Raw genomic sequence first — 21,065 nt, forward strand, 5'->3', positions numbered from 1 at the left:
TCCAACCTGGGACCGGTCTCAGTTCGGTAACGACGGTTGTGATCGACGACGAACCTGGGGTAGAACTGAGACCGGTCCCAGTCGCTCTCCTGAGTCAGACTGAGACCGGTCCCAGTCGAATGAGCGACAGCACGCCGGGACCGCACCACGACCGCACCGACCCGATGGAGTGCCGATGACCTCCCCCCACGCCTGGCCCGATCTGGGTGGAATCGCCTATGGCGGCGACTACAACCCCGAGCAGTGGTCGCCCGAGACGTGGCGCGAAGACGTCATCCTGATGCGCGAGGCCGGGGTCAACCTGGTCAGCGTCGGCATCTTCTCGTGGGCGCTCATCGAGGTCGCCGAGGGTGAATTCGACTTCGCCTGGCTCGACGAGCTGCTCGACCTGCTGCATGAGAACGGCATCAAGGTCGACCTCGGCACCCCCACGGCATCCCCGCCCGCGTGGTTCTTCGCGAACCACCCCGACGCTCACGTGATCGACCGCGAGGGTCGCACGATGGGCTTCGGTTCGCGCGGAATGGCCTCGCACTCGTCGCCGGCCTACCGTGAGGCGATCGTGCGGATCGCGGATGCTCTCGCGGCGCGCTATGCGCAGCATCCGGCCGTCGTGCTGTGGCACGTGCACAACGAATACGGCGTTCCCGTCGGCGAGGACTACTCGCCCAACGCGGTCGCCGCCTTCCGACTCTGGCTCCAGGAGAAGTACGGCTCGCTCGACGCGCTGAACGGCGCATGGGGCACCGCCTTCTGGGGGCAGCACTACTCGGCATGGGAGCACGTCGGAGCCCCGGCCATCGCCCCCAGCGTCGTGAACCCGGCCCAGCGCCTCGACTTCGCACGCTTCACGGATCACCAGCTGCGCGCCTGCTTCATCGCCGAGCGCGATGCGATCCGCGCGCACGCCACGCAACCCGTCACGACGAACTTCATGGCGAACCAGAGCTGGACCACCGACCTGTGGGCCTGGGGCCGCGAGGTCGACATCGTCTCGGACGATCACTACCTGTGGGCCGCCGACGAAGACGCGCACATCGGCCTGGCGATCGCGGCCGACCTCAGCCGCTCGGTCGGCGGCGGCAAGCCGTGGATCCTCATGGAGCACTCGACCTCGGCCGTCAACTGGCAGCCGCGCAACATCGCCAAGCGTCGCGGCGAGATGAAGCGCAACTCCTTCACGCACCTCGGCCGTGGGGCCGACGGCATCCTGTTCTTCCAGTGGCGCGCAGGCCGTTCGGGGGCCGAGAAGTTCCACTCCGCGATGCTGCCGCACGCCGGCACCGAGTCGCGGGTCTTCCGCGAGGTGGTCGATCTGGGGGCCGCGCTCGGCCGCCTCGACGAGGTGCAGGGCAGCACGGTCAAGGCCGACGTCGCGATCCTCTGGGACTTCGAGTCGTTCTGGGCACAGGACCTCGAATGGCGCCCGTCCGAAGACGTCACGCACGCGGCCCAGGTTCGTCGCTTCTACGAGCAGCTCTGGCGTGACGGTATCACGGTCGACTTCGCTCTTCCGGGGCAGGACCTCTCGGGCTACCGCCTGGTCGTCGCACCGGCGCAGTACCTGCTGAGCACCGCGGATGCCGCGAACCTCACCGCCTACGTCAATGACGGTGGCACGCTGCTCGTGTCGTTCTTCTCGGCGATCGTCGACGAGAACGACGCCGTGCACGCGGGAGGCTTCGTCGCCCCGCTGCGCGAGGCGCTCGGCCTCACGGTCGAGGAGTTCCTGCCGCTGCGGGAGGGCGAGAGCCACGGACTCGACTGGGTCGACCACGAGGGCATCGTCGCCGACGTCTGGCAGGAGGACATCGCGCTCGAAGGAGCCGAGGTCGTCGCCAACTTCTCGGGCGGCCCCGGCGAGGGCGAGCCGGCGATCACGCGGCACCGCCACGGTGCGGGCACCGGCTGGTATGTCGGCACGCGTCTGGATGGCGCGGGCATGCGCGCACTCCTGCACGAGGTCTACGCCGATGCCGACGTCACCCCGTCGACTGTCGCCGACGGCCTCGAGGTCATCACCCGCCACGGCGCAGACGCGGTGTACCGCATCGCCGTGAACCACCGTGATGACGACGTCGAGCTCGAAGCCGCAGGCGTCGAGCTCCTCAGCGGCGCCGAGATCTCGGGCGCCCTGACCATCGCGGCGGGCGGCGTCGCCGTCATCCGCACGTCCACTCCTTCGTCGGGTTCCTGAGCTTGTCGAAGGACACCCTGCACCACCTCGAATCACACAGCAACACCCACCCCGGTCGCGATGACGCGCAGCGCATCGTCGGCCACGACAGATAGGAAAACGCATGCGCAAGCACATCGGAGTCGGCGCACTCGCTCTGGCCGCGGCCGTGGTCCTCGCGGGCTGCTCCGCCGGCGCACCTGAAGGCGGCGACGACGCCGCATCCGGCGACGGCGCTGAGCTCGTCATCTGGACGGATGCCGAGCGCGAAGCCGCCATCACCGCAGCCGCCGACGCCTTCGAAGAGGAGACCGGCGCGAAGGTCACGCTCGTGCAGAAGAACTTCGAAGACCTCCGCAACGACTTCATCGCACAGGTCCCGACCGGCGAGGGACCCGACATCACCGTCGGCGCCCACGACTGGCTCGGCGCGATGGTCGCCGCCGGTGTCGTCGACACGATCGACCTCGGCGACAAGGCGTCGGAGTTCGAACAGGTCGCGCTCGACGCCATGACCTACGACGGCCAGCTCTACGCGATGCCGTACTCCCTCGAGACCATCGCCCTCGTGCAGAACGTCGACCTCGTCGGCGCTGAGGCCCCGGCCACCTGGGACGACATGATCGCCAAGGGTGTCGGTGCCGGCACCGAGCGTCCGTTCGTCATCAACACAGCCGGCGAGACAGGCGACGGCTACACGATGTACGGACTGCAGACCTCGTTCGGCGCCCCCGTCTTCGTGCAGGACGACACCGGCTCGTACACGAGCGAGGTCGGCATGGGCGGGGCTCCCGGCGAAGCATTCGCCAGCTGGCTCGGCGCGAACGGTGCCAACGGCACCGGCTACATCTCGACCACGATCGACTACGACATCAACAACGAGCTCTTCGCGTCGGGCAAGGCCCCGTACACGATCCAGGGTCCGTGGGCGATCAGCGCGTTCGAGGGCATCGACGTCGCCGTGAACCCCATCCCGTCGGCCGGTGGCGAGACCGCGGCGCCGTTCGTCGGCGTGCAGGGCTTCTACCTCTCGAGCAAGAGCAAGAACGCTCTGCTCGCGCAGGAGTTCCTCGTGAACTACCTCGGCACCGAAGACGCGCAGCGCGCACTCTACGAGGCCGACCCTCGCATCCCCGCGTGGTCGACTCTCGCCGAGGAGGTCTCGTCCGACCCGATCACGGCCGGTTTCGTGGCATCCGCTCAGTCCGGCGTCCCGATGCCGTCGATCCCCGAGATGGGCTCGGTCTGGGATCTGTGGAACGCCGCGCAGGCGCAGATCATCAACGGCGCCGACCCCGTGTCGACGTGGAACACCATGGTCACCGACCTCGAGGCGACTCTCGCCGGCTGACCCCGCCGGACGGGGAGGGGCCCGAAACCCTCCCCGTCTCGCGATCCTCAGACAGGACGCACACATGACGATCCAGGCACCTCCGGCCGAGGCCCCCACCCCCGTGGTGAAGCCCTCGCGCGAATCCCACGCCCGCCGCTTCCGCGGCCTCGGCTGGGGCTTCCTCATCAAGCTCGCGCTGATGGCGTTGGTCAACGCCTTCGGGATCATGACCGCGATCTCGGCCTGGAGCGCCGAATCGTGGATCGTGCTCGGCGTCGTCGTGCTGCTGGTGATCATCGCCGACTGGGTGTATTTCACCCGCAAGGCGCTGCCGCTGAAGTACCTGCTGCCCGGGCTGATCTTCCTGCTCGTGTTCCAGGTCTTCATCTTCGGCTACACGGCATACATCGCCTTCACCAACTACGGAACCGGTCATGTCGGCACGCAGGAGCAGGCGGTCGAAGCCGCGCTGATCCAGGGCGAGCGTCGCATCGAGGGTTCGTCGGAGTACCCGCTGTCGATCGTCGAGCGCGGCGGCGAGCTCGGCTTCGCGATCGTCGACGACGACGGCGACGTGCAGGTCGGATCCGCGACCGAACCGCTGGCCGACATCTCCGGTGCTGAGGTCGGCACCAACGGCGCGCCCAGCGAGGTGCCGGGGTGGACGGTCGTTCCGCGGGCGTCGGTGCTCACCGATTCGACACTCGGCGCGACGATCCAAGACCTCAGGGTGCCGGTCTCCGACGATCCGAACGACGGGTCGATCCGCACCCGCGAAGGATCCACCGGCTCGGTCTACGAACCCACGCTGGTGTGGGATGCCGCGGCGCAGACCATCACCGACACGCAGTCGGGCACGGTCTACACGGCCACGGATCTCGGCGCGTTCGTGGCCGAAGACGGCACGGCCCTGCCCACCGGCTGGTCGGTGAACGTCGGCTTCGCCAACTTCGTGAAGCTCTTCACCGACGCGAACCTCGCAGGCACCCTGTTGAGCGTCACCGTGTGGACCTTCGCCTTCGCGATCCTCTCGGTCGTGCTCAGCTTCGCCGTCGGACTCGGTCTCGCGATCGTCTACAACGACCCCCGCGTCAAGGGTCGCCGGTTCCTGCGGGCGCTGTTCATCCTTCCCTACGCGTTCCCCGCGTTCATGGCCGCGCTGCTGTTCCGCGGCATGTTCAACGCCGAGTTCGGCGTGATCAACGACCTGATCTTCTTCGGCTCGCAGATCAACTGGCTCGGCGACCCGTGGCTGACCCGAGCCGCGGTGATCTTCGTGAACGTGTGGCTCAGCTACCCGTACTGGTTCCTCGTGTGCACGGGCGCGCTGCAGTCACTGCCGGGCGAGACGCTCGAGGCCGCAGAGATCGACGGTGCCAACAAGCTGCAGCGCTTCCGGGCGATCGTGCTGCCGCTGCTGCTCGTGTCGACCGCGCCCCTGCTGATCGCCTCGTTCGCAGTGGCGTTCAACAACTTCACCGTGATCTACACCTTCAACAACGGAGGGCCGGCCATCGCCGGCGCTCCGTATGCACTGGGCTCGACCGACATCCTCGTCTCGGCCATCTACGACGTCTCGGGCGTCTCGGGTGGTGCGGCCGACTACGGCCTCGCGAGCGCGCTGTCGATCATCGCCTTCATCGTGGTCGGTCTCATCTCAGCGCTGAGCTTCCGACAGACCCGCAAGCTCGAGGAGTACCAGTGATGAGTGAGACCAGAGTCATCGTGACCGGTTCATCGAAGGGTGCGGATGCCGCGCGCGCAGGCGCCCGTCGGCGTCGCTGGTGGAGCGAGGTCGGCTGGAAGTACATCCTGGCCGCCGGGGTGCTGTTCTTCGCCGCGTTCCCGCTCGTCTACGTGCTGTCGGCATCGCTCAACCCGAACGGCAGCCTCGCGGCATCCAGCGCTCTGTTCAGTGCGTTCGACCCCGCGAACTACATCGCGCTCGGCGAATCCCGCTACTGGGTGTGGTTCGGCAACACGCTGCTGATCGGCGGCGTGACCGCGGTCGGCTCGGTGCTCATGGGGGCCTGCGGCGCCTACGCGTTCTCTCGGTTCCGCTTCAGCGGGCGACGCGCGAGCCTCACGACGCTGCTCGTGCTGCAGATGTTTCCGCAGGCGCTCGCCTTCATCGCGATCTTCCTGATGCTGCAGACCATCGGCGACGTGGTGCCCGCACTCGGGATCAACTCGAAGATCGCGTTGATCTGCGTCTATCTCGGTGGCGCGCTCGGTGCGAACACCTTCTTGATGTACGGGTTCTTCAACACGATCCCCGTCGAGATCGACGAGTCGGCGAAGATCGACGGCGCCAGCCATGCGCAGATCTTCTGGCGGCTCATCATGCCGCTGGTCGTGCCGATCCTCGCGGTCGTCGCGCTGCTCGCATTCCTCGCCGCGTTCGGTGACTTCATCCTGTCGAAGATCATCCTCACGTCCGAGGACAACTGGACCCTTGCCGTCGGCATGTACCAGTGGGTCTCGAACCAGCTGACCTCGCGCTGGGGCCTGTTCGCCGCCGGTGTCGTGGTCGCCGCCGTGCCCGTGCTCGCGCTGTTCTTCTCGCTGCAGAAGTACATCGTCGGCGGGCTCACCCAGGGATCCGTCAAGGGCTGATCCTCCTCTCCGGTCCCTTCCTCCTCTCCGGTCCCTTCCTCCTCTCCGGTCCCTTCCTCCTCTCCGGTCCCTGAGCTTGTCGAAGGGCCACACCGCTCGAAAGGCCGTCATGCACCGTCGCACGCGTTCCCTTCTCTCCACCGCCCTCGCAGCGGTCACCGCCGTCGCCTTGATCGGCGTCTCGGTGCCGGCATCGGCGGCGTCGCACCCGGCATCCGTGCCCGCGGCCGTCGCATCCGTCGAGCCGGTGGATGCCACCATCACCGTCCCTCGGGTCGAGAACCTGCCCGCTGACTTCATCGGCGGTGTCGATGTGTCGTCGGTTCTGTCGCTCGAGGCGTCAGGGGTCGTCTTCCGCGACGCCGACGGCGCACCGGGCGATCTGTTCGAGATCCTCGCCGACGCCGGGGTCACCGACGTGCGGGTGCGCGTGTGGAACGACCCGTTCGACGCGAACGGCAACGGCTACGGCGGGGGCGACGTCGACGTGGCCCGCGCGATCGAGATCTCGCAGCGCGCGACGGATGCCGGACTCGGCGTGCTCGTCGACTTCCACTACTCCGACTTCTGGGCCGACCCCGCCAAGCAGCAGGTGCCCAAGGCGTGGGAGGGCATGACCGCCGACCAGGTCGCCGCCGAGGTCGGCTCCTTCACCCAGGATGCCGTGCGACGACTGGTGGATGCCGGAGTCGACCTGCGCATGGTGCAGGTGGGCAACGAGACCAACGGCGGAGTCGCCGGGGTGCGCGGCTGGGACGACATGGCGAAGGTGTTCTCGGCCGGCTCGGCCGCCGTGCGCGCGGAGGCGCCCGACACTCTCGTGGCCGTGCACTTCACGAACCCCGAACGGGCAGGCTTCTATGCCGACGTCGCCGCCCAACTCGATCGCCGCGATGTCGACTACGACGTGTTCGCGTCGTCGTACTACCCGTTCTGGCACGGCACTCCCGAAAACCTCACGTCGGTGCTCTCGCACGTCGCCACGACCTACGGCAAGAAGGTCATGGTCGCCGAGACCTCATGGGCGTTCACGCTCGACGACGGAGACGGCCACGGCAACGTGGTCGACCTGCCCGCCGAGGCGACGCAGTACCCCGTGAGCGTGCAGGGGCAGGCTGATGCGGTGCGCGCGGTCGTGCAGGCTGTGGCCGACGTGGGCGAAGCCGGCATCGGCGTCTACTACTGGGAGCCCGCGTGGTTGCCGGTCGGGCCGCCCGCCGAGCTCGAGCAGAACAAGGTGCTGTGGGAGCGCGACGGGTCGGGCTGGGCATCGAGCTTCGCCGGTGAGTACGAGCCCCATGATGCGGGCCAGTGGTTCGGTGGATCCGCGTGGGACAACCAGGCGCTCTTCGGCTTCGACGGCACGGCATCCGATGCGTTGAACATCTTCTCGTACGTGCGCACCGGGGCACAGGCTCCGCGCTCGGTTGAATCGGTGCAGCCCGTGGCGCTGCAGCTGGTCGAGGGCGATGCCGTCGAGCTGCCGGGCGAGGTGTCCGTGCTCTACAACGACGGGTCGTCGGAGCAGCAGGCGGTCACGTGGTCGTCGGCCGTGGGGTTCATCGAGGGCATCGGCGAGTACGCGATCCCGGGTGTGACGGATGCGGGCCTCGCGGCGATCGCCACTGTCACGGTCTCCGCGCGGAACTTCCTGCGCAACCCCGGGTTCGAGGACCCGGACACGAGCATGTGGAGCGTGAACGGAACCGGGCTCACTCTGCGCGCCTGGGACGATCCGCGCAGCGGGACTCACTCGGCGCACTTCTATTCGGCATCCGGGTACTCTTTCGACCTGTCGCAGACCGTCAGTGGGCTGCCGGCAGGGTCGTATGTCGCGCGGGCCTCGTTGCAGGGCGACGGGGAGGGCGCCGACGGGCGGGCGTCGCTGTCGCTCTCGGCACCGTCTGCTGCGGGTGCTGATGCCGTCTTCGGGTTCGACGGCTGGCGGGTGTGGTCGACGCCGACGACTGAGGCCGTGCAGGTGGAAGCCGACGGCACGGCGACCGTGCAAATCTCTGCTGCCCTCCCCGCGGGAGCGTGGGGAACGATCGACGACCTCGAACTCGTGCGCGAACCGGTGCCGGGTGCCGACACCTCGCAGCTGCGCGAGCGGCGCGATGCGGCCGCGGCTCTCGACATGACGGCGTATGTCGAGGTGTCGACGGATGCGGTGCCGGGTGCGATCGCGCGAGCTGACATCGTGCTCGCAGCGACCAGCCCGAGTGTGGATGCCGTGACGGGAGCTCTGGCGGCTCTGGATGCCGCGGTCGACGCGCTCGTGCTTCAGGATGCGGCGACGGCTGCCCCGGCTCGGGGAGTGCTGTCGCACGACAACGGCCACGACACCGGCCTGCTCGACGGCGACTTCACGCTCACCATGAACGTGTGGTGGGGGCAGAACGCCACGAAGCTGCGGGTGTTCGAGAACGGCGTGCTGATCGACACGGTGCCGCTCACCTTCGGCGGAACCGGTGCGCAGACCGCGCAGGTCGCCGTGACCGGCAAGGCGAACGGCAGCTACTCCTACACCGGCGAACTGGTCAACTCGAGGGGCGTGACGGCGGTGAAGCCCGTGACGGTGAAGGTGAAGGATGCGGCCCCCGGCGTGCCCGTGCTCTCGGCCGACAACTGGGACGGCGACGGCTCGTACACTCTCACCGCCGACATGTGGTGGGGCACGAACGCGACCTCGTACCGACTGTACGAAGACGGCGTGCTGATCTCCGAGGGCGACATGGTCGCGAACAGCCCCGCCGCGCAGCGGGTGACAGTGCCGGTCGCTGACCGCGCGGTCGGGACGCACACCTACCGCGTCGAGTTCGTGAACCCCGCCGGAAGCACCCAGAGCAAGACGCTCACGGTGACCGTCGAGCGCTGACGGCATCCGGCCGGCTCCTGCCCGGCGGCATCCTTCCGCTGACACTGCTGACCACAGGACGACCGCCCCGGATCAGGAGAATCTGCGCGATTCTGTCCTGACCTGGAGCGGTCGTCCTGTCTTCGTTCGGCGCCGAGCGCTGCACGAGGAGCACCGCGACATCCGGTTCGGGATGGGATGCCGCCGTTGTCGCGGACTACTTGCTGAGGAAGTCCTTCAGTGCGGCGTTGACCTCGTCGGCGTGGGTCCAGAGCAGACCGTGCGGGGCGCCCTCGACCTCGACGTACGTCGCGGCGGGAACGGCCTGGTGGAACCGGCGGGCGGTGGCGTCGATCGGCAGGATGTTGTCCTTCGTGCCGTGCAGGATCAGCGTGGGCTTGCCCGCATCGCGCACGGCGTCGACATCTCCGCGGAAGTCCTCGATCCACGACGAGACCACGGCGTAGGCCGCGACCGGGGCGCTGGTGACCGAGAGGTTCCAGTTGGCGTCGACGACCTGCTGGCTGATGCGCGAGCCGAGGTTCTCGTCGAGGTTGTAGAAGTTGTTGTAGAAGTCGGTGAACCAGGCGAAGCGGTCGGCCTTGGCTGCGGCCTCGATGCCGTCGAAGACGTCCTGCGGCACGCCCTCGGGGTTGTCGTCGCGCTGCACGAGGAAGGGCTCGAGCGAGGCGAGGAACGCGAGCTTGGCGACCCGGTCGTGGCCGTACTTCGCGACGTAGCGGGCGAGCTCACCGGTGCCCATCGAGAAGCCGACGAGCACGACGTCGCGCAGGTCGAGGGTCTCGAGCACCGTGTTGAGGTCGGCGGCGAACGTGTCGTAGTCGTACCCGGTGCCGACCTTCGACGACTGGCCGAATCCGCGGCGGTCGTAGGTGATGACGCGGTAGCCCTGTGCGAGCAGCTCGCGGGTCTGGCGCTCCCAGCTGTGTCCGTTCAGCGGGTACCCGTGGATCAGGACGACGGGCTGGCCCGATCCCTGGTCTTCGTAGTAGAGCTCGATCGGGGTGCTGTTCTCGTTTCCGACTGTGATGTAACCCATGATCCTGATCCTTTTCGGTCTGATGAGAACGGTCGTTCTCGGCTGATGTCATTCACTGTAGAGAACGATCGTTCTCATGTCAAGTACACTGAGAACATGACGGAAGAAACGGTGCGTGAACAGATCCTTGCGGCGGCGGACGAGCTTTACTACCGCAAGGGATACGCGGCTGTCGGCATGGACGAGCTGAGGGCCGCGGCCGGCGTGTCATTGCGGCGCCTGTACGCGCTATTCCCGTCGAAGACCGACATCGTCACGGCAGTCCTCGCCCGCAAGCATGGGGAGTGGGAGTCAGGTCTGACGGGAGCGGTGGCGGATGCCGGCGCTGACCCGCGCGATCGACTGCTCGCCGTCTACGGGTATCTCGAGAACTGGTTCTGCACCGACGACTTCCGCGGCTGCGCCTTCATCAACGCGTTCGGCGAGCTCGGTGGCACCAACCCCGAGGTGGCGAAGATCGTGCGCGACCACAAGGCCTCGTTCCAGGAGTACATGGCGGGGCTCGTCGTCGCAGCCGGTGCGCCGGCATCCCTCGCCGCGCAGCTGTCGATCCTGGCCGAGGGTGCGCAGAGCACCGCGGCCATCGCCGCGGATCCGCAGGTCGCCGTGCAGGCGCGCAATGCGGCCGAGGTGCTGATCGATGCGGCTGTCGCCGCCTGACCTCGGTGTGGGCCGGTGGATTTAGCTAGCTTGGCTGGCGTTTTCGTGTCCCGGTGTCAAGGCTGGTGCGTTCCTGCGCTCGCGCGCGTATGGTGCGAGCATGGAAACCCGGATGCAGGACATCGGTCGCCAGACGATCATCATCGCTTCGGCGACCTTCATGCTGATAGCCGCGGCCGTCGGCTCCGGCGCGTTCGGCGGCACCTCGGTGAGCGAACTGCAAGACGGAGCGCTGTCGGCCGAGGGGTCGTATCTCGCCCCGGCCGGCCCCGCCTTCTCGATCTGGTCGCTGATCTACCTCGGGCTCATCGCCTACACGGTGTGGCAGGCGCTTCCGGCGCAGCGCGCGGATGAACGCCAGCGCGCGGTCGGTGGATGGATCGCCGCGTCGATGATCCTGAACGGGCTCTGGCTCGTGACGGCGCAGTTCCTGTCGCTTCCCCTGACGGTGCTCGTGATCGCGCTGCTGCTCGCCACCCTCGCACGGGTCATCGTGATCCTCGGCCGCAGCCGCGCCCGCACCTGGCCCGAGCGCATCGTGGTCGATGGAGCGAACGGCCTGCACTTCGGCTGGGTGACGATCGCGACCGTGGCCAACACGACGGCGTGGTTCACACAGATCGCCCCGGCAGCGTGGGCAGACCAGGCCGAGATCTGGGCCGTCGCCGTGCTCGCCGTCGTGCTCGTGATCGGGGTCGCCAGCGCCCTCGTGACCCGGCGTGCCGCACCGGCCCTCGCAACCGCGTGGGGTCTCGGATGGCTGGCCGTCGGTCGTCTGACCGGCGAGCCCGAGAGCACCGTCACCGCGATCGCCGCGATCATCGTCGCGGTCGCCCTGGTCGCCGCCGGCGCGTGGGGCGTGTTGCGCCGCCCTCGCGCCGACATCGCGCTCTGAGCCTCGCGCTGTCGGCGTTCACAACTCAGGAAATTCGCCGCTGCGGTCGCCGAAACGGTGTCATCTCGGGGACCGGGGGCGTCTGCTTCCTGAGTTGTGAACGGGAAGCGACCCGGAACCCTGCTCAGAGCACGAGCCGGTAACCCATGCCCGACTCGGTGAGCAGGTGCACCGGAGTGCTGGGTTCGGCTTCGAGCTTCTTGCGCAGCTGCGACATGTAGAGCCGCAGGTAGCCCGAGTCGGAGACCTGCTCGCTGCCCCAGATCTCCTTCAGCAGATCCTGTCGGGTCACCAGGGCGCCGGGGTGCCGGGCCAGGTGTTCGAGCATGCGCCACTCCGTCGGCGTGAGGTGCACCCGTGTGCCTGCTCGGGTGACGGTCTTCGTCGCGAGGTCGACCACGACGTCACCGAATCCGACGGTCGACTCGCCGCCGGCGGGCACCGACCGTCGCGACAGCGCCCGCAGCCGCGCGAGCAGCTCGTCGACCTGGAACGGCTTTGTGACGAAGTCGTCGGCTCCGGCATCCAGAGCCTCGACCTTGTCGGCCGACCCGGTGCGACCAGAGACGACGATGATCGGCGCGTTCGTCCATCCGCGCAGTGCCTGGATCACCTCGATGCCGTCGAGCCGCGGCATGCCGAGGTCGAGCATGATGATGTCGGGGTGCGTCTGCGCGGCGGCGGCCACGGCAGCGGCACCGTCGGCGGCCACGACCACCTCGTATCCGTGGGCGGACAGCGTGATGCGCAGCGCCCGCACCATCTGCGGGTCGTCGTCGGCGATGAGGAGCTTCACTCCGTCTCCTCCTGCGTGAGATCGGGTTCTCCTGCCAGAGGCAGTGAGATGACCATGGTGAGTCCACCGCCCGGGGTGTCCTCGGGTGTCAGGGTACCGCCCATGCCCTCGGCGAACCCGCGCGACAGGGCGAGGCCGAGGCCGAGGCCGGCGGTGTTGTCGGTGTCGCCGAGGCGCTGGAACGGCTGGAAGATGCGGTCGCGGTTCTCGGCAGGCACGCCCTTGCCCCGGTCGATGATGCGGATCTCGGCGTGGTCGCCGATGGTGCTCGTCGAGACGATCACGCGACTGTCGGTCGGAGCGTGCCGATGCGCGTTCGCGATGACATTCACGAGCACCCGCTGCAGCAGCACCGGATCGGCTGACACAGCCGGCAGCTCGGCATCCAGCGCGAGTTCGACATCGGCGGGGCCCAGGCCCAGCTCGTCGACGGCCGCCAGCACGGGGCCCGCGACCTCGAGCCGCATGCTCGAGACGGCGAGAACTCCGGCCTGCACGCGGCTGACATCGAGCAGATCGGTCACCAGCGACGACAGCGTGGCGAGGCTCTCATCGGCCGTGGCGAGCAGTTCTTCGCGATCGGATGCCGACAGGCCGTGCGCCCCGCGGAGTCCACCGATCGCGGCGACGGCCGAAGCCAGCGGGCGACGCAGGTCGTGGCTGACCGCCGACAGCAGGGCGCTGCGCACCTGGTCTGTCTCGGCGAGAGCGGCGACCTCGCGCGCCGTGGCTCGCAGGTCGGTGTGCTCGATCGCGGCGGCGAGCTGGGCGACGATCGCGTCGAGCAGGCGTCGAGCGGGGGTGTCGAGCGGCTCGCCGTGCAGTTCGAGCACGGCGGGGGCCGACCCGCCTGCGCCGACGGGAACCGAGGTCGAGCGCCCGTCGGGGACGGGTTCGCCATCACTCGCCAGCACCTCGCCGTCGGCGGTGAGCAACCGCACGCCCGTGAGACCGAACGCCTCCCGGGTGCGGCTGACGAGGGCGAGCACGGCGTTGTCTCCTCGGAGCACATTGCCCGCCACTGCGGCGAGCAGCTCGGCCTCGGCGACAGCGCGCTGAGCCGTGCGTGCTCGCCGGGCCGCCTGATCGACGATGATGCTGACGAGCACGGCGATCACCACGTAGAGCGCGAGAGCGAGCACGTGCAGCGGGTGGGCGACCGTGATCGTGAACAGCGGTGCGACGAAGAGGAAGTCCAGTGTGATGCCCGACAGCACGGCCGCGAAGACGGCGGGGCGCGCCCCTCCGACGAGCGCCACCACGACCACGAGCAGCTGATAGGCGAGCACCTCTGCGGTGATCGATTCGGGGCTGCGGAAGGTGAACAGCATCCACGACAGCAGCGGACCGAACACGAGGGCCACGACGAATCCGAGCAGCTGTCGTCGCCAGCCGAGGGCGCCGCCGGTGATGCGGGGGAGCGCAGCGCGTCCTCCCGCAGCGGCGTGCGTCACGATGTGCACGTCGATGTCGCCGGAGCGGCGGATGACCTCCGATCCGATGCCGGGGCCGGTCAGAGCGGCCGCGAGGCGACCGCGTCGGCTGACGCCGATCACGAGCTGAGTGGCATCGGCTCCCTGCGCGAACTCGACGAGGGTGCCGGGGATGTCGTCGCCGATGATCTGGTGAAAGCTGCCGCCGAGCGACTCGACGAGCCTGCGCTGCGCGGCCAGGGCGCCGGGCGTCTCGTCGCGCAGCCCATCCTGCGTGGCCACGTGCACCGCGAGCAGCTCGCCGCCTGCCGAGCGGGCGGCGATCCGCGCGCCACGGCGCAGCAGCGTCTCGCCCTCGGAGCCGCCGGTGAGGGCGACCACCACGCGCTCGCGCGCCTGCCAGGTGCCCTCGATGCCGTGGTCGGCGCGATAGCTGCGCAGCGCGCTGTCGACCTCGTCGGCCAGCCACAGCAGCGCGAGCTCGCGCAGTGCGGTGAGGTTGCCGAGACGGAAGTAGTTCGACAGCGCCGCATCGATGCGCTCGGCGGGATACACGAGGCCGGCAGAGAGACGGTCGCGCAGCGACTGCGGTGCCAGGTCGACGACCTCGATCTCGTCGGCCGCTCGCACCACGGCATCCGGGATCGTCTCCTGCTGCACGACGCCGGTGATCTTCTCGACCACCGCGTTCAGCGACTCGATGTGCTGCACGTTCACGGTCGTGACGACGTCGATGCCCGCATCGAGCAGCGCGCCGACGTCCTGCCAGCGCTTCGTGTTCTGTGAACCGGGAGTGTTGGTGTGGGCGAGCTCGTCGACGAGGGCGATCTCGGGGCGGCGCGCGAGCACGGCCTCCAGATCCATCTCGCTCAGCGGCACGCCCCGGTGCAGATCGACGCGACGGGGCACCTCGGGGATGCCGATGGTCTGCGTAGCCGTCGCCGCGCGGTCATGGGTCTCGACGATCGCGATCACGACGTCGCGCCCCTCATCGAGCAGTCGGCGACCTTCGACGAGCATCTCGAAGGTCTTGCCGACACCGGGGGCGGCACCGAGCAGCACGCGGAGTCGGCCGCGCCGCGGCATCCGCTCTGCCGTCATCAACCCTCCTGCTCATCGAGCGCGAGATTGAGTTCGGCGACGTTGATGCGCTCTTCGCCGAGGAATCCCAGATCCCGCCCTTGAATCCTAGACTCCACGAGCTCGCGCACCTGCTGCTCGGGCAGGCCGCGCTCGTCGGCCACGCGCGGCACCTGCAGCAGGGCGTAGGCGACGCTGATATGCGGGTCGAGCCCAGAGGCGGATGCGGTCACGGCGTCGGCCGGCACGGCCTCGGGGCTCACGCCCTCGCGCTCGGCGATGGCCGCCCGGCGCTCGGCGATCGACGCGACCAGGTCGGGGTTCTCGGGGCCGAGGTTGCTGCCGCCGGAGCTGGTTCCGTCGTAGCCGTCGCCCGCGGCAGAGGGGCGCGACTGGAAGTACTCGGGAAGCGCCTCGTCGTCGGCAGTGCCTGTGCTGAGCCCCGTCGAAGTAAAGGACTGACCGATCAGGGCGCTGCCCTTGTCGTCGGCGAGGGGCGAGCCGTTCGCCTGCCACGGAAGCAGCAGCTGCCCGATGCCGGTGACGACGAGCGTGTACCCGACGCCGAGCACGAGGGTGAGCACGAGCATCGCGCGGATGGCGACCGCGGTGGTGCGGGCCATGGTGCGGGTGGAGGACATGGGGTGCCTTTCAGGTCTGGAGGGTTGTGGGTGTGACCACTTCGGGGGCCGACACGCCAGTCAGAGGACCGGCGACCGGGTTTCGTTCGACATCTGGTGTGTCGGCCCCCGGTCCGGCGTCAGAAACCGGGGATGAGGGTGATGACGAGGTCGATGAGCTTGATGCCGATGAACGGCGCGATCACTCCGCCCAGGCCGTAGACGAGCAGGTTGCGCTGCAGGATCTGTGAGGCGCTCGCCGGTCGGTACTTGACGCCGCGAAGAGCGAGTGGAATCAGGAACACGATCACGATCGCGTTGAAGATGATCGCGCTGGTCACGGCGGATGCCGGCGAGTGCAGCTGCATGATGTTGAGCGCCGCGAGTCCGGGGAAGACGCCCATGAACATGGCCGGGATGATCGCGAAGTACTTGGCGATGTCGTTCGCGAGCGAGAACGTCGTGAGTGCACCGCGCGTGATGAGCAGCTGCTTGCCGATGCGCACGATGTCGATGAGCTTGGTCGGATCCGAGTCGAGGTCGACCATGTTGCCGGCCTCCTTCGCCGCCGACGTGCCGGTGTTCATCGCGACGCCGACGTCGGCCTGGGCGAGCGCCGGGGCGTCGTTCGTGCCGTCTCCGGTCATGGCGACGAGTCGGCCGCCCTCCTGCTCGCGCTTGATCAGCTCGAGCTTCTGCTCGGGGGTCGCCTCGGCGAGGAAGTCGTCGACTCCGGCCTCCTTCGCGATCGCGGCGGCGGTCAGCGGGTTGTCACCCGTGATCATGACCGTGCGGATGCCCATGCTGCGCAGCTCTTCGAACCGCTCGCGCAGGCCGTCCTTCACGATGTCCTTCAGGTGCACGACACCGAGCACCTCGCCGGCGCCCGCCGCGCCGTCCCGGACCCCGGCCACTTGGCTGGAGGTTCCCCGGTCGGCTGACTGATCGACGGCATCCGTCCAGCCATCCGTGATCTGTCCAGCCATCCGGGCCGAAGAGTCGGCGGCAGAGGCGGACCCCTGGTCAGTGGTCTCGGCCACTTGGCTGGAGGTTCCCCGGTCGGCTGACTGATCGACGGCATCCGTCCAGCCATCCGTGATCTGTCCAGCCATCCGGGCCGAAGATGAGGCAGAGGCGTCCGAAGAAGTGCCCGCCGCGCGCTTCACGGCGACGACGAGTGGCGTGCCTCCGCTCGAGGCGACGCCGTCGGTGAGCTCAGTCAGCTCCTGGGTCGCTGAGCCTGTCGAAGGATCCGCGTCGAGTCCGAGCCAGGCGCTGACCGCCGAGCCTGCGCCCTTGCGGATCTGCGCGCCATCGGGCAGGTCGAGGCCCGACATGCGGGTCTGTGCGGTGAACGGCACGACGACCGCTCCGGCCGGCTCGGCGATCCGGATGCCGTGCGACGCGGCCAACGCGACGATCGACGCGCCCTCAGGGGTGGGATCGGCGAGGGACGAGAGCGCGGCGACGCGCAGCAGTTCGTCTGCGTCGACCCCTGCGAGCGGCAGCACCTCGTGGGCCTGGCGGTTGCCGTAGGTGATGGTTCCGGTCTTGTCGAGCAGCAGGGTGGTGACGTCTCCCGCGGCCTCGACGGCGCGACCTGACATCGCGAGCACGTTGCGCTGCACGAGACGGTCCATGCCGGCGATGCCGATGGCCGAGAGCAGGGCGCCGATCGTGGTGGGGATCAGGCAGACGAGCAGGGCGATCAGCACCGGGATGCTGACGGGTGACGCCGCGTACGACGCGATCGGGTTGAGCGCGAGCACCACCACGACGAACACGATCGACAGGCTCGCGAGCAGGATGTTCAGCGCGATCTCGTTGGGCGTCCGCTGACGGCTGGCGCCCTCGACGAGCGCGATCATGCGGTCGACGAACGTCTCGCCGGGCTTCGAGGTGATGCGCACCACGATGCGGTCCGAGAGCACGCGGGTGCCACCGGTGACGGCGCTGCGGTCGCCGCCGGATTCGCGGATGACCGGGGCGCTCTCGCCCGTGATGGCAGACTCGTCGACGGTCGCGATGCCGGCGATGATGTCACCGTCGCCGGGGATCAGCTCACCCGCCGTGACGATCACGATGTCGTCGCGCTGCAGCTCGGCCGACGAGACGTCGACCGTCTCGAGCGCTTCGCCAGGCTCGGCGACCCACCCTTCTCGGGTCCCTTCGCCAGGCTGCGCGGCCCACCCTTCTCGGGGCGCTTCGACAGGCTCAGCGACCCACCCTTCTCGGGTCCCTGAGCTTGTCGAAGGGACGACCTTGCGCGCCATGGTGCTGGTGCGGGTCTTGCGCAGGCTGGCGGCCTGCGCCTTGCCGCGGCCTTCGGCCACCGATTCGGCGACGTTGGCGAACAGCACGGTCAGCCACAGCCAGATCGCGATGCCCCACGTGAACGGTGCGGGCACCGGCGTTCCGCCCGAGTCAGCAGGTCCGCCCAGGAACGGCTCGGCGATCGCGAGCACGGTCGTGAACGCGGCACCGACCCAGACGAGCAGCATCACAGGATTGCGCACGAGGGATGCGGGGTTGAGCTTGCGCAGCGCTCCCGGCAGAGCCTGGGTCAGCTGCGCCCAGCCGAACGCGCGGGGAGGTTCGGCGGGGGTGGATGCCGCAGCATCCTGCTGTTCCGATGGTGTGGTGATGATGGTCATGTCAGACGAGTCCTTCAGCGAGGGGTCCCAGTGCGAGCACGGGAAAGTAGGTGAGTGCCGTGATGATGACCGTGACGGCGGTGAGCAGGCCGACGAACTGCGGTCGGTGCGTCGGCAGGGTTCCGGTGTTCTCCGGCACGCGCTGCTGCGCGGCGAACGATCCGGCGAGGGCCAGCACGAGCACGATCGGCAGGAACCGGCCGAGCAGCATCGCGATGCCCAGTGCGGTGTTGAACCACGGGGTGTTCGCGGTGAGGCCGGCGAAGGCCGAGCCGTTGTTGTTCGACGCCGAGGTGAAGGCGTAGAGCACCTCGCTCATTCCGTGCACGCCGGGGTTCAGGATGCTGGTCGCCTCGACGTCTGCGCGGATGCCGGGAATCGCGAAGCTCAGCGCGGTGCCGACCAGCACGAGGGTGGGCGTCACGAGGATGTAGAGGCTCGCGAGCTTGATCTCCTTCGGGCCGATGCGCTTGCCGAGGTACTCGGGGGTGCGTCCGACCAGCAGCCCGCCGACGAACACCGCAATGATCGCGAGCACGAGCATGCCGTAGAGGCCCGATCCGACGCCGCCGGGGGCGACCTCGCCGAGCATCATGTTGAGCATCGGCATCATGCCGCCGAGCGCGGTGTACGAGTCGTGCATCGAGTTGACGGCACCGGTCGAGGTCAGGGTGCTCGCGCTGCCGAACAGCGTGGAGCCGAGGATGCCGAAGCGCACCTCCTTGCCCTCCATGGCGGCGCCGGCGAGTTCCGGAGCGCTGCCGCGGCCTGCGAGCTCGAGGGCCGAGAGCGCGAAGGTCGAGACCAGGAAGATCGTGCCCATGACTGCGGCGATCGCATAGCCCTGACGGTTGTCACCGATCACGCGGCCGAAGGTGCGGGGGAGCGAGAACGGGATCACGAGGAGCAGCAGGATCTCGAGCAGGCTGGTCCATCCGGTCGGGTTCTCGAACGGATGCGCCGAGTTGGCGTTGAAGAAGCCGCCGCCGTTGGTGCCGAGCAGCTTGATGGCCTCCTGCGAGGCGACCGGTCCGCCGGGAATGGTCTGCGTGCCGCCCGAGACCGTGGTCACGTCGGTGAAGCCGGCGAAGTTCTGCACCACGCCGCCCGCGATCAGGGCGATGGCGGCGATCAGCGCGATCGGCAGCAGGATGCGTCCGAGCCCGCGGATCAGGTCGACCCAGAAGTTGCCGATCGTGGTCGAGCCGCGGCGCGAGAGGCCGCGAATCAGCGCGACGGCGACGGCCAGGCCGACGGCGGCCGAGACGAAGTTCTGCACCGTGAGGCCCGCGAGCTGCGCGGTGTAGCCCAGGGTCTGCTCGGGTGAGTACGACTGCCAGTTGGTGTTCGCGACGAACGACGCGGCGGTGTTGAACGCGAGCCCCTCGGGCACGGCCGGGAGTCCGAGTGACTCGGGCAGGAAGCCCTGCAGCCGCTGCAGGCCGTAGACGAGCAGCAGGCCGACCGCCGAGAACACGAGGACGCTGCGGGCGTACGCCCGCCAGGTCTGCTCGGATGCCGGGTCGACGCCGATCAGGCGGAAGATGCCCCGCTCGGCCTTCAGATCACGGGGAGTGCTGAAGACGTGCGCGATGTAGTCGCCCACGGGGCGATAGAGCAGGACGAGGGCGACGATGAGCACGGCGGCCTGCAGGATGCCGAACCACAGTTCGGTGCCGGCGCCCATCAGAACTTCTCCGGGGCGACGAGAGCCACCACGAGGTAGACGACGGCGGCCACGGCGAGGGCGGCGGCGATAATCTCGAAGACGATCAAAGTCGTTCCACTCCCTTCGCAACCAGGGAGACGAGGGCGAACAGCGCGAGAGTCAGCGCGATGTAGATGATGTCGAGCACGAGACTCGATACAACTCCCGTGCAGACCGGAATATGGCGATCCTCACGCTTTGCCTACGGCGGCGTGCGGGATGCATACGGCTTGCTCACAACTAGGGGTCGTGAGAACGCGAGACGGCAAGGTGCTCGTCACCGACGGCCCGCTTCCCCAGTTCAAAGAGTGCTTCGCAGTCTCCGACGCGGTTGTCAGGTCGCAGTCCGGTCGCATCGTGCAGCAGAACACGTCGACGGGGACGACGTCGTATTCCTCCACGTACGGCTATGACGCTGCAGGGCGGATGACGTCGGCGAAGATTCCGGGCCATCAGCTGACGTATGCGTTCGCGGCGACGGGCGGGTGTGGTCCGAACACGTCTGCCGGAAAGTCGGGCAATCGCACGGGGTTGACGGATGTGTGGACGGCGCCGGGTCAGGCAGCGGTGACGACGCAGACTTCGTACTGCTACGACTGGGCTGACCGGTTGCGGTCGACGGCGGTGACGGGGGCGATCCCTGGCGCGTCGAGTGTGGCGGATGGTGTTCCGGCTGCGGAGATCGTCTATGACGCACGGGGCAACACGACGCGTCTGGGTGACATGCAGTTCACCTATGACGCGGCGAGCCGTCACGTCGGGACGACCTACGCGGACGGTTCGACGGTGGTGATCGCGCGCGATGCCACGGGGCGCATCGTGTCGCGGACGATGGACCCGGCGGGGTCTTCTCCCGCAGTGGTGACGCGGTATCTGTTCGCGGCCGCGGGGGATGCGGCGTGGGGCCAGAAGATCGGCACTGCCCTGACCCGCAGTGTGGGGTTGCCCGGTGGAGTGTCATGGACCAATCAGGCGGGCACGGTGACGTGGTCGTTCCCGAATCTTGCCGGTCACGGGTTGATGACCCGTTCGGGTGGGACGAACGGGGCGTTGCTGCTGTGGGATCCGTTCGGGCAGCCGGTGGACCCGGTGTCGTTCGCGATCGGCACGGCGGCGTCGAATGACACTGGACAGGTGGCGGGCAACACACTCTGGCATCAGGGCGCGTTGAAGCCAG

Annotated in this window: 14 protein-coding genes and 1 pseudogene; 8 read left to right on the plus strand and 7 right to left on the minus strand. The window is 68.5% G+C overall.

The window, feature by feature from the left end:
• The first annotated feature begins 175 nt into the window (after positions 1–175).
• The 5 genes from ACIOU8_RS18045 (at position 176) to ACIOU8_RS18065 (ending at position 9,003) form a co-directional block, all read left to right on the plus strand.
• Positions 176–2,197 carry a beta-galactosidase gene (locus ACIOU8_RS18045; protein WP_400792560.1) on the plus strand — a complete coding sequence of 674 codons (2,022 nt, stop codon included), beginning with the start codon at positions 176–178 and terminating at the stop codon, positions 2,195–2,197.
• Between the two features lie 103 nt (positions 2,198–2,300).
• A complete protein-coding gene (locus tag ACIOU8_RS18050) occupies positions 2,301–3,527 on the plus strand; it encodes an extracellular solute-binding protein (protein WP_400792563.1) in 1,227 nt (408 codons plus the stop codon).
• Positions 3,528–3,591: 64 nt separating this feature from the next.
• A complete protein-coding gene (locus ACIOU8_RS18055; protein WP_400792565.1) occupies positions 3,592–5,214 on the plus strand; it encodes an ABC transporter permease subunit in 1,623 nt (540 codons plus the stop codon).
• Positions 5,214–6,125, plus strand: coding sequence for a sugar ABC transporter permease (locus tag ACIOU8_RS18060; RefSeq protein WP_400792568.1), 912 nt, complete (start codon positions 5,214–5,216; stop codon positions 6,123–6,125). The genes ACIOU8_RS18055 and ACIOU8_RS18060 overlap by 1 nt, the downstream gene beginning before the upstream one ends.
• 109 nt (positions 6,126–6,234) lie before the next feature.
• A complete protein-coding gene (locus tag ACIOU8_RS18065; RefSeq protein WP_400792571.1) occupies positions 6,235–9,003 on the plus strand; it encodes a glycosyl hydrolase 53 family protein in 2,769 nt (922 codons plus the stop codon).
• 196 nt (positions 9,004–9,199) lie between these two features.
• Here ACIOU8_RS18065 and ACIOU8_RS18070 read toward each other — a convergent pair whose 3' ends face one another.
• On the minus strand, positions 9,200–10,042 hold the full coding sequence (locus ACIOU8_RS18070) for an alpha/beta fold hydrolase (RefSeq protein ID WP_400792575.1): 843 nt from the start codon (positions 10,040–10,042) through the stop codon (positions 9,200–9,202).
• A 96-nt stretch (positions 10,043–10,138) separates the two neighbouring features.
• On the opposite strand from ACIOU8_RS18070, the gene ACIOU8_RS18075 reads away from it, so the two are divergent.
• Positions 10,139–10,702, plus strand: a complete 564-nt coding sequence (locus ACIOU8_RS18075; protein WP_400792578.1) for a TetR/AcrR family transcriptional regulator — start codon at positions 10,139–10,141, stop codon at positions 10,700–10,702.
• Between the two features lie 100 nt (positions 10,703–10,802).
• A complete protein-coding gene (locus ACIOU8_RS18080) occupies positions 10,803–11,597 on the plus strand; it encodes a tryptophan-rich sensory protein (RefSeq protein WP_400792581.1) in 795 nt (264 codons plus the stop codon).
• A 124-nt stretch (positions 11,598–11,721) separates the two neighbouring features.
• Here ACIOU8_RS18080 and ACIOU8_RS18085 read toward each other — a convergent pair whose 3' ends face one another.
• The 6 genes from ACIOU8_RS18085 to ACIOU8_RS18110 form a co-directional block, all read right to left on the minus strand.
• Complete coding sequence (locus tag ACIOU8_RS18085; protein ID WP_400792584.1) at positions 11,722–12,393, minus strand: response regulator; 672 nt, start codon at positions 12,391–12,393, stop codon at positions 11,722–11,724.
• Entirely contained in the window at positions 12,390–14,912 is a 2,523-nt protein-coding gene (locus ACIOU8_RS18090; RefSeq protein WP_400792610.1) for an ATP-binding protein, read from the minus strand. Before ACIOU8_RS18090 ends, ACIOU8_RS18085 begins: the two co-directional genes overlap by 4 nt.
• Positions 14,913–14,926: 14 nt before the next feature.
• Positions 14,927–15,547 (minus strand): potassium-transporting ATPase subunit KdpC, encoded by a 621-nt coding sequence (kdpC, locus tag ACIOU8_RS18095; protein ID WP_400792587.1) that lies wholly within the window; start codon positions 15,545–15,547, stop codon positions 14,927–14,929.
• Between the two features lie 119 nt (positions 15,548–15,666).
• Positions 15,667–18,180 carry a potassium-transporting ATPase subunit KdpB gene (gene kdpB / locus ACIOU8_RS18100; protein ID WP_400792590.1) on the minus strand — a complete coding sequence of 838 codons (2,514 nt, stop codon included), beginning with the start codon at positions 18,178–18,180 and terminating at the stop codon, positions 15,667–15,669.
• Between the two features lies 1 nt (position 18,181).
• Complete coding sequence (kdpA, locus tag ACIOU8_RS18105) at positions 18,182–19,867, minus strand: potassium-transporting ATPase subunit KdpA (protein ID WP_400792593.1); 1,686 nt, start codon at positions 19,865–19,867, stop codon at positions 18,182–18,184.
• Positions 19,867–19,956, minus strand: coding sequence for a potassium-transporting ATPase subunit F (locus ACIOU8_RS18110; protein WP_056276367.1), 90 nt, complete (start codon positions 19,954–19,956; stop codon positions 19,867–19,869). Before ACIOU8_RS18110 ends, kdpA begins: the two co-directional genes overlap by 1 nt.
• Before the next feature lie 181 nt (positions 19,957–20,137).
• Between ACIOU8_RS18110 and ACIOU8_RS18115 the strand changes: the two are divergent.
• Positions 20,138–21,065: pseudogene (locus ACIOU8_RS18115) on the plus strand (hypothetical protein); the annotation flags it as partial.

Origin of the sequence: Microbacterium sp. NPDC087589 (assembly GCF_044743635.1) — a bacterium.
In the GTDB taxonomy this organism is placed as follows: Bacteria; Actinomycetota; Actinomycetes; order Actinomycetales; family Microbacteriaceae; genus Microbacterium.

Bases quoted from the DNA above. Each gene is read 5' to 3' on its own strand.
- ACIOU8_RS18055 (WP_400792565.1), top strand. From the start codon at position 3,592: ATGACGATCCAGGCACCTCCGGCCGAGGCCCCCACCCCCGTGGTGAAG.
- ACIOU8_RS18080 (WP_400792581.1), top strand. From the start codon at position 10,803: ATGGAAACCCGGATGCAGGACATCGGTCGCCAGACGATCATCATCGCT.
- ACIOU8_RS18045 (WP_400792560.1), top strand. From the start codon at position 176: ATGACCTCCCCCCACGCCTGGCCCGATCTGGGTGGAATCGCCTATGGC.
- ACIOU8_RS18065 (WP_400792571.1), top strand. From the start codon at position 6,235: ATGCACCGTCGCACGCGTTCCCTTCTCTCCACCGCCCTCGCAGCGGTC.
- ACIOU8_RS18070 (WP_400792575.1), bottom strand. From the start codon at position 10,042: ATGGGTTACATCACAGTCGGAAACGAGAACAGCACCCCGATCGAGCTC.
- kdpB (WP_400792590.1), bottom strand. From the start codon at position 18,180: ATGACCATCATCACCACACCATCGGAACAGCAGGATGCTGCGGCATCC.
- ACIOU8_RS18060 (WP_400792568.1), top strand. From the start codon at position 5,214: ATGAGTGAGACCAGAGTCATCGTGACCGGTTCATCGAAGGGTGCGGAT.
- ACIOU8_RS18090 (WP_400792610.1), bottom strand. From the start codon at position 14,912: ATGCCGCGGCGCGGCCGACTCCGCGTGCTGCTCGGTGCCGCCCCCGGT.
- ACIOU8_RS18050 (WP_400792563.1), top strand. From the start codon at position 2,301: ATGCGCAAGCACATCGGAGTCGGCGCACTCGCTCTGGCCGCGGCCGTG.
- ACIOU8_RS18075 (WP_400792578.1), top strand. From the start codon at position 10,139: ATGACGGAAGAAACGGTGCGTGAACAGATCCTTGCGGCGGCGGACGAG.
- kdpC (WP_400792587.1), bottom strand. From the start codon at position 15,547: ATGTCCTCCACCCGCACCATGGCCCGCACCACCGCGGTCGCCATCCGC.
- kdpA (WP_400792593.1), bottom strand. From the start codon at position 19,867: ATGGGCGCCGGCACCGAACTGTGGTTCGGCATCCTGCAGGCCGCCGTG.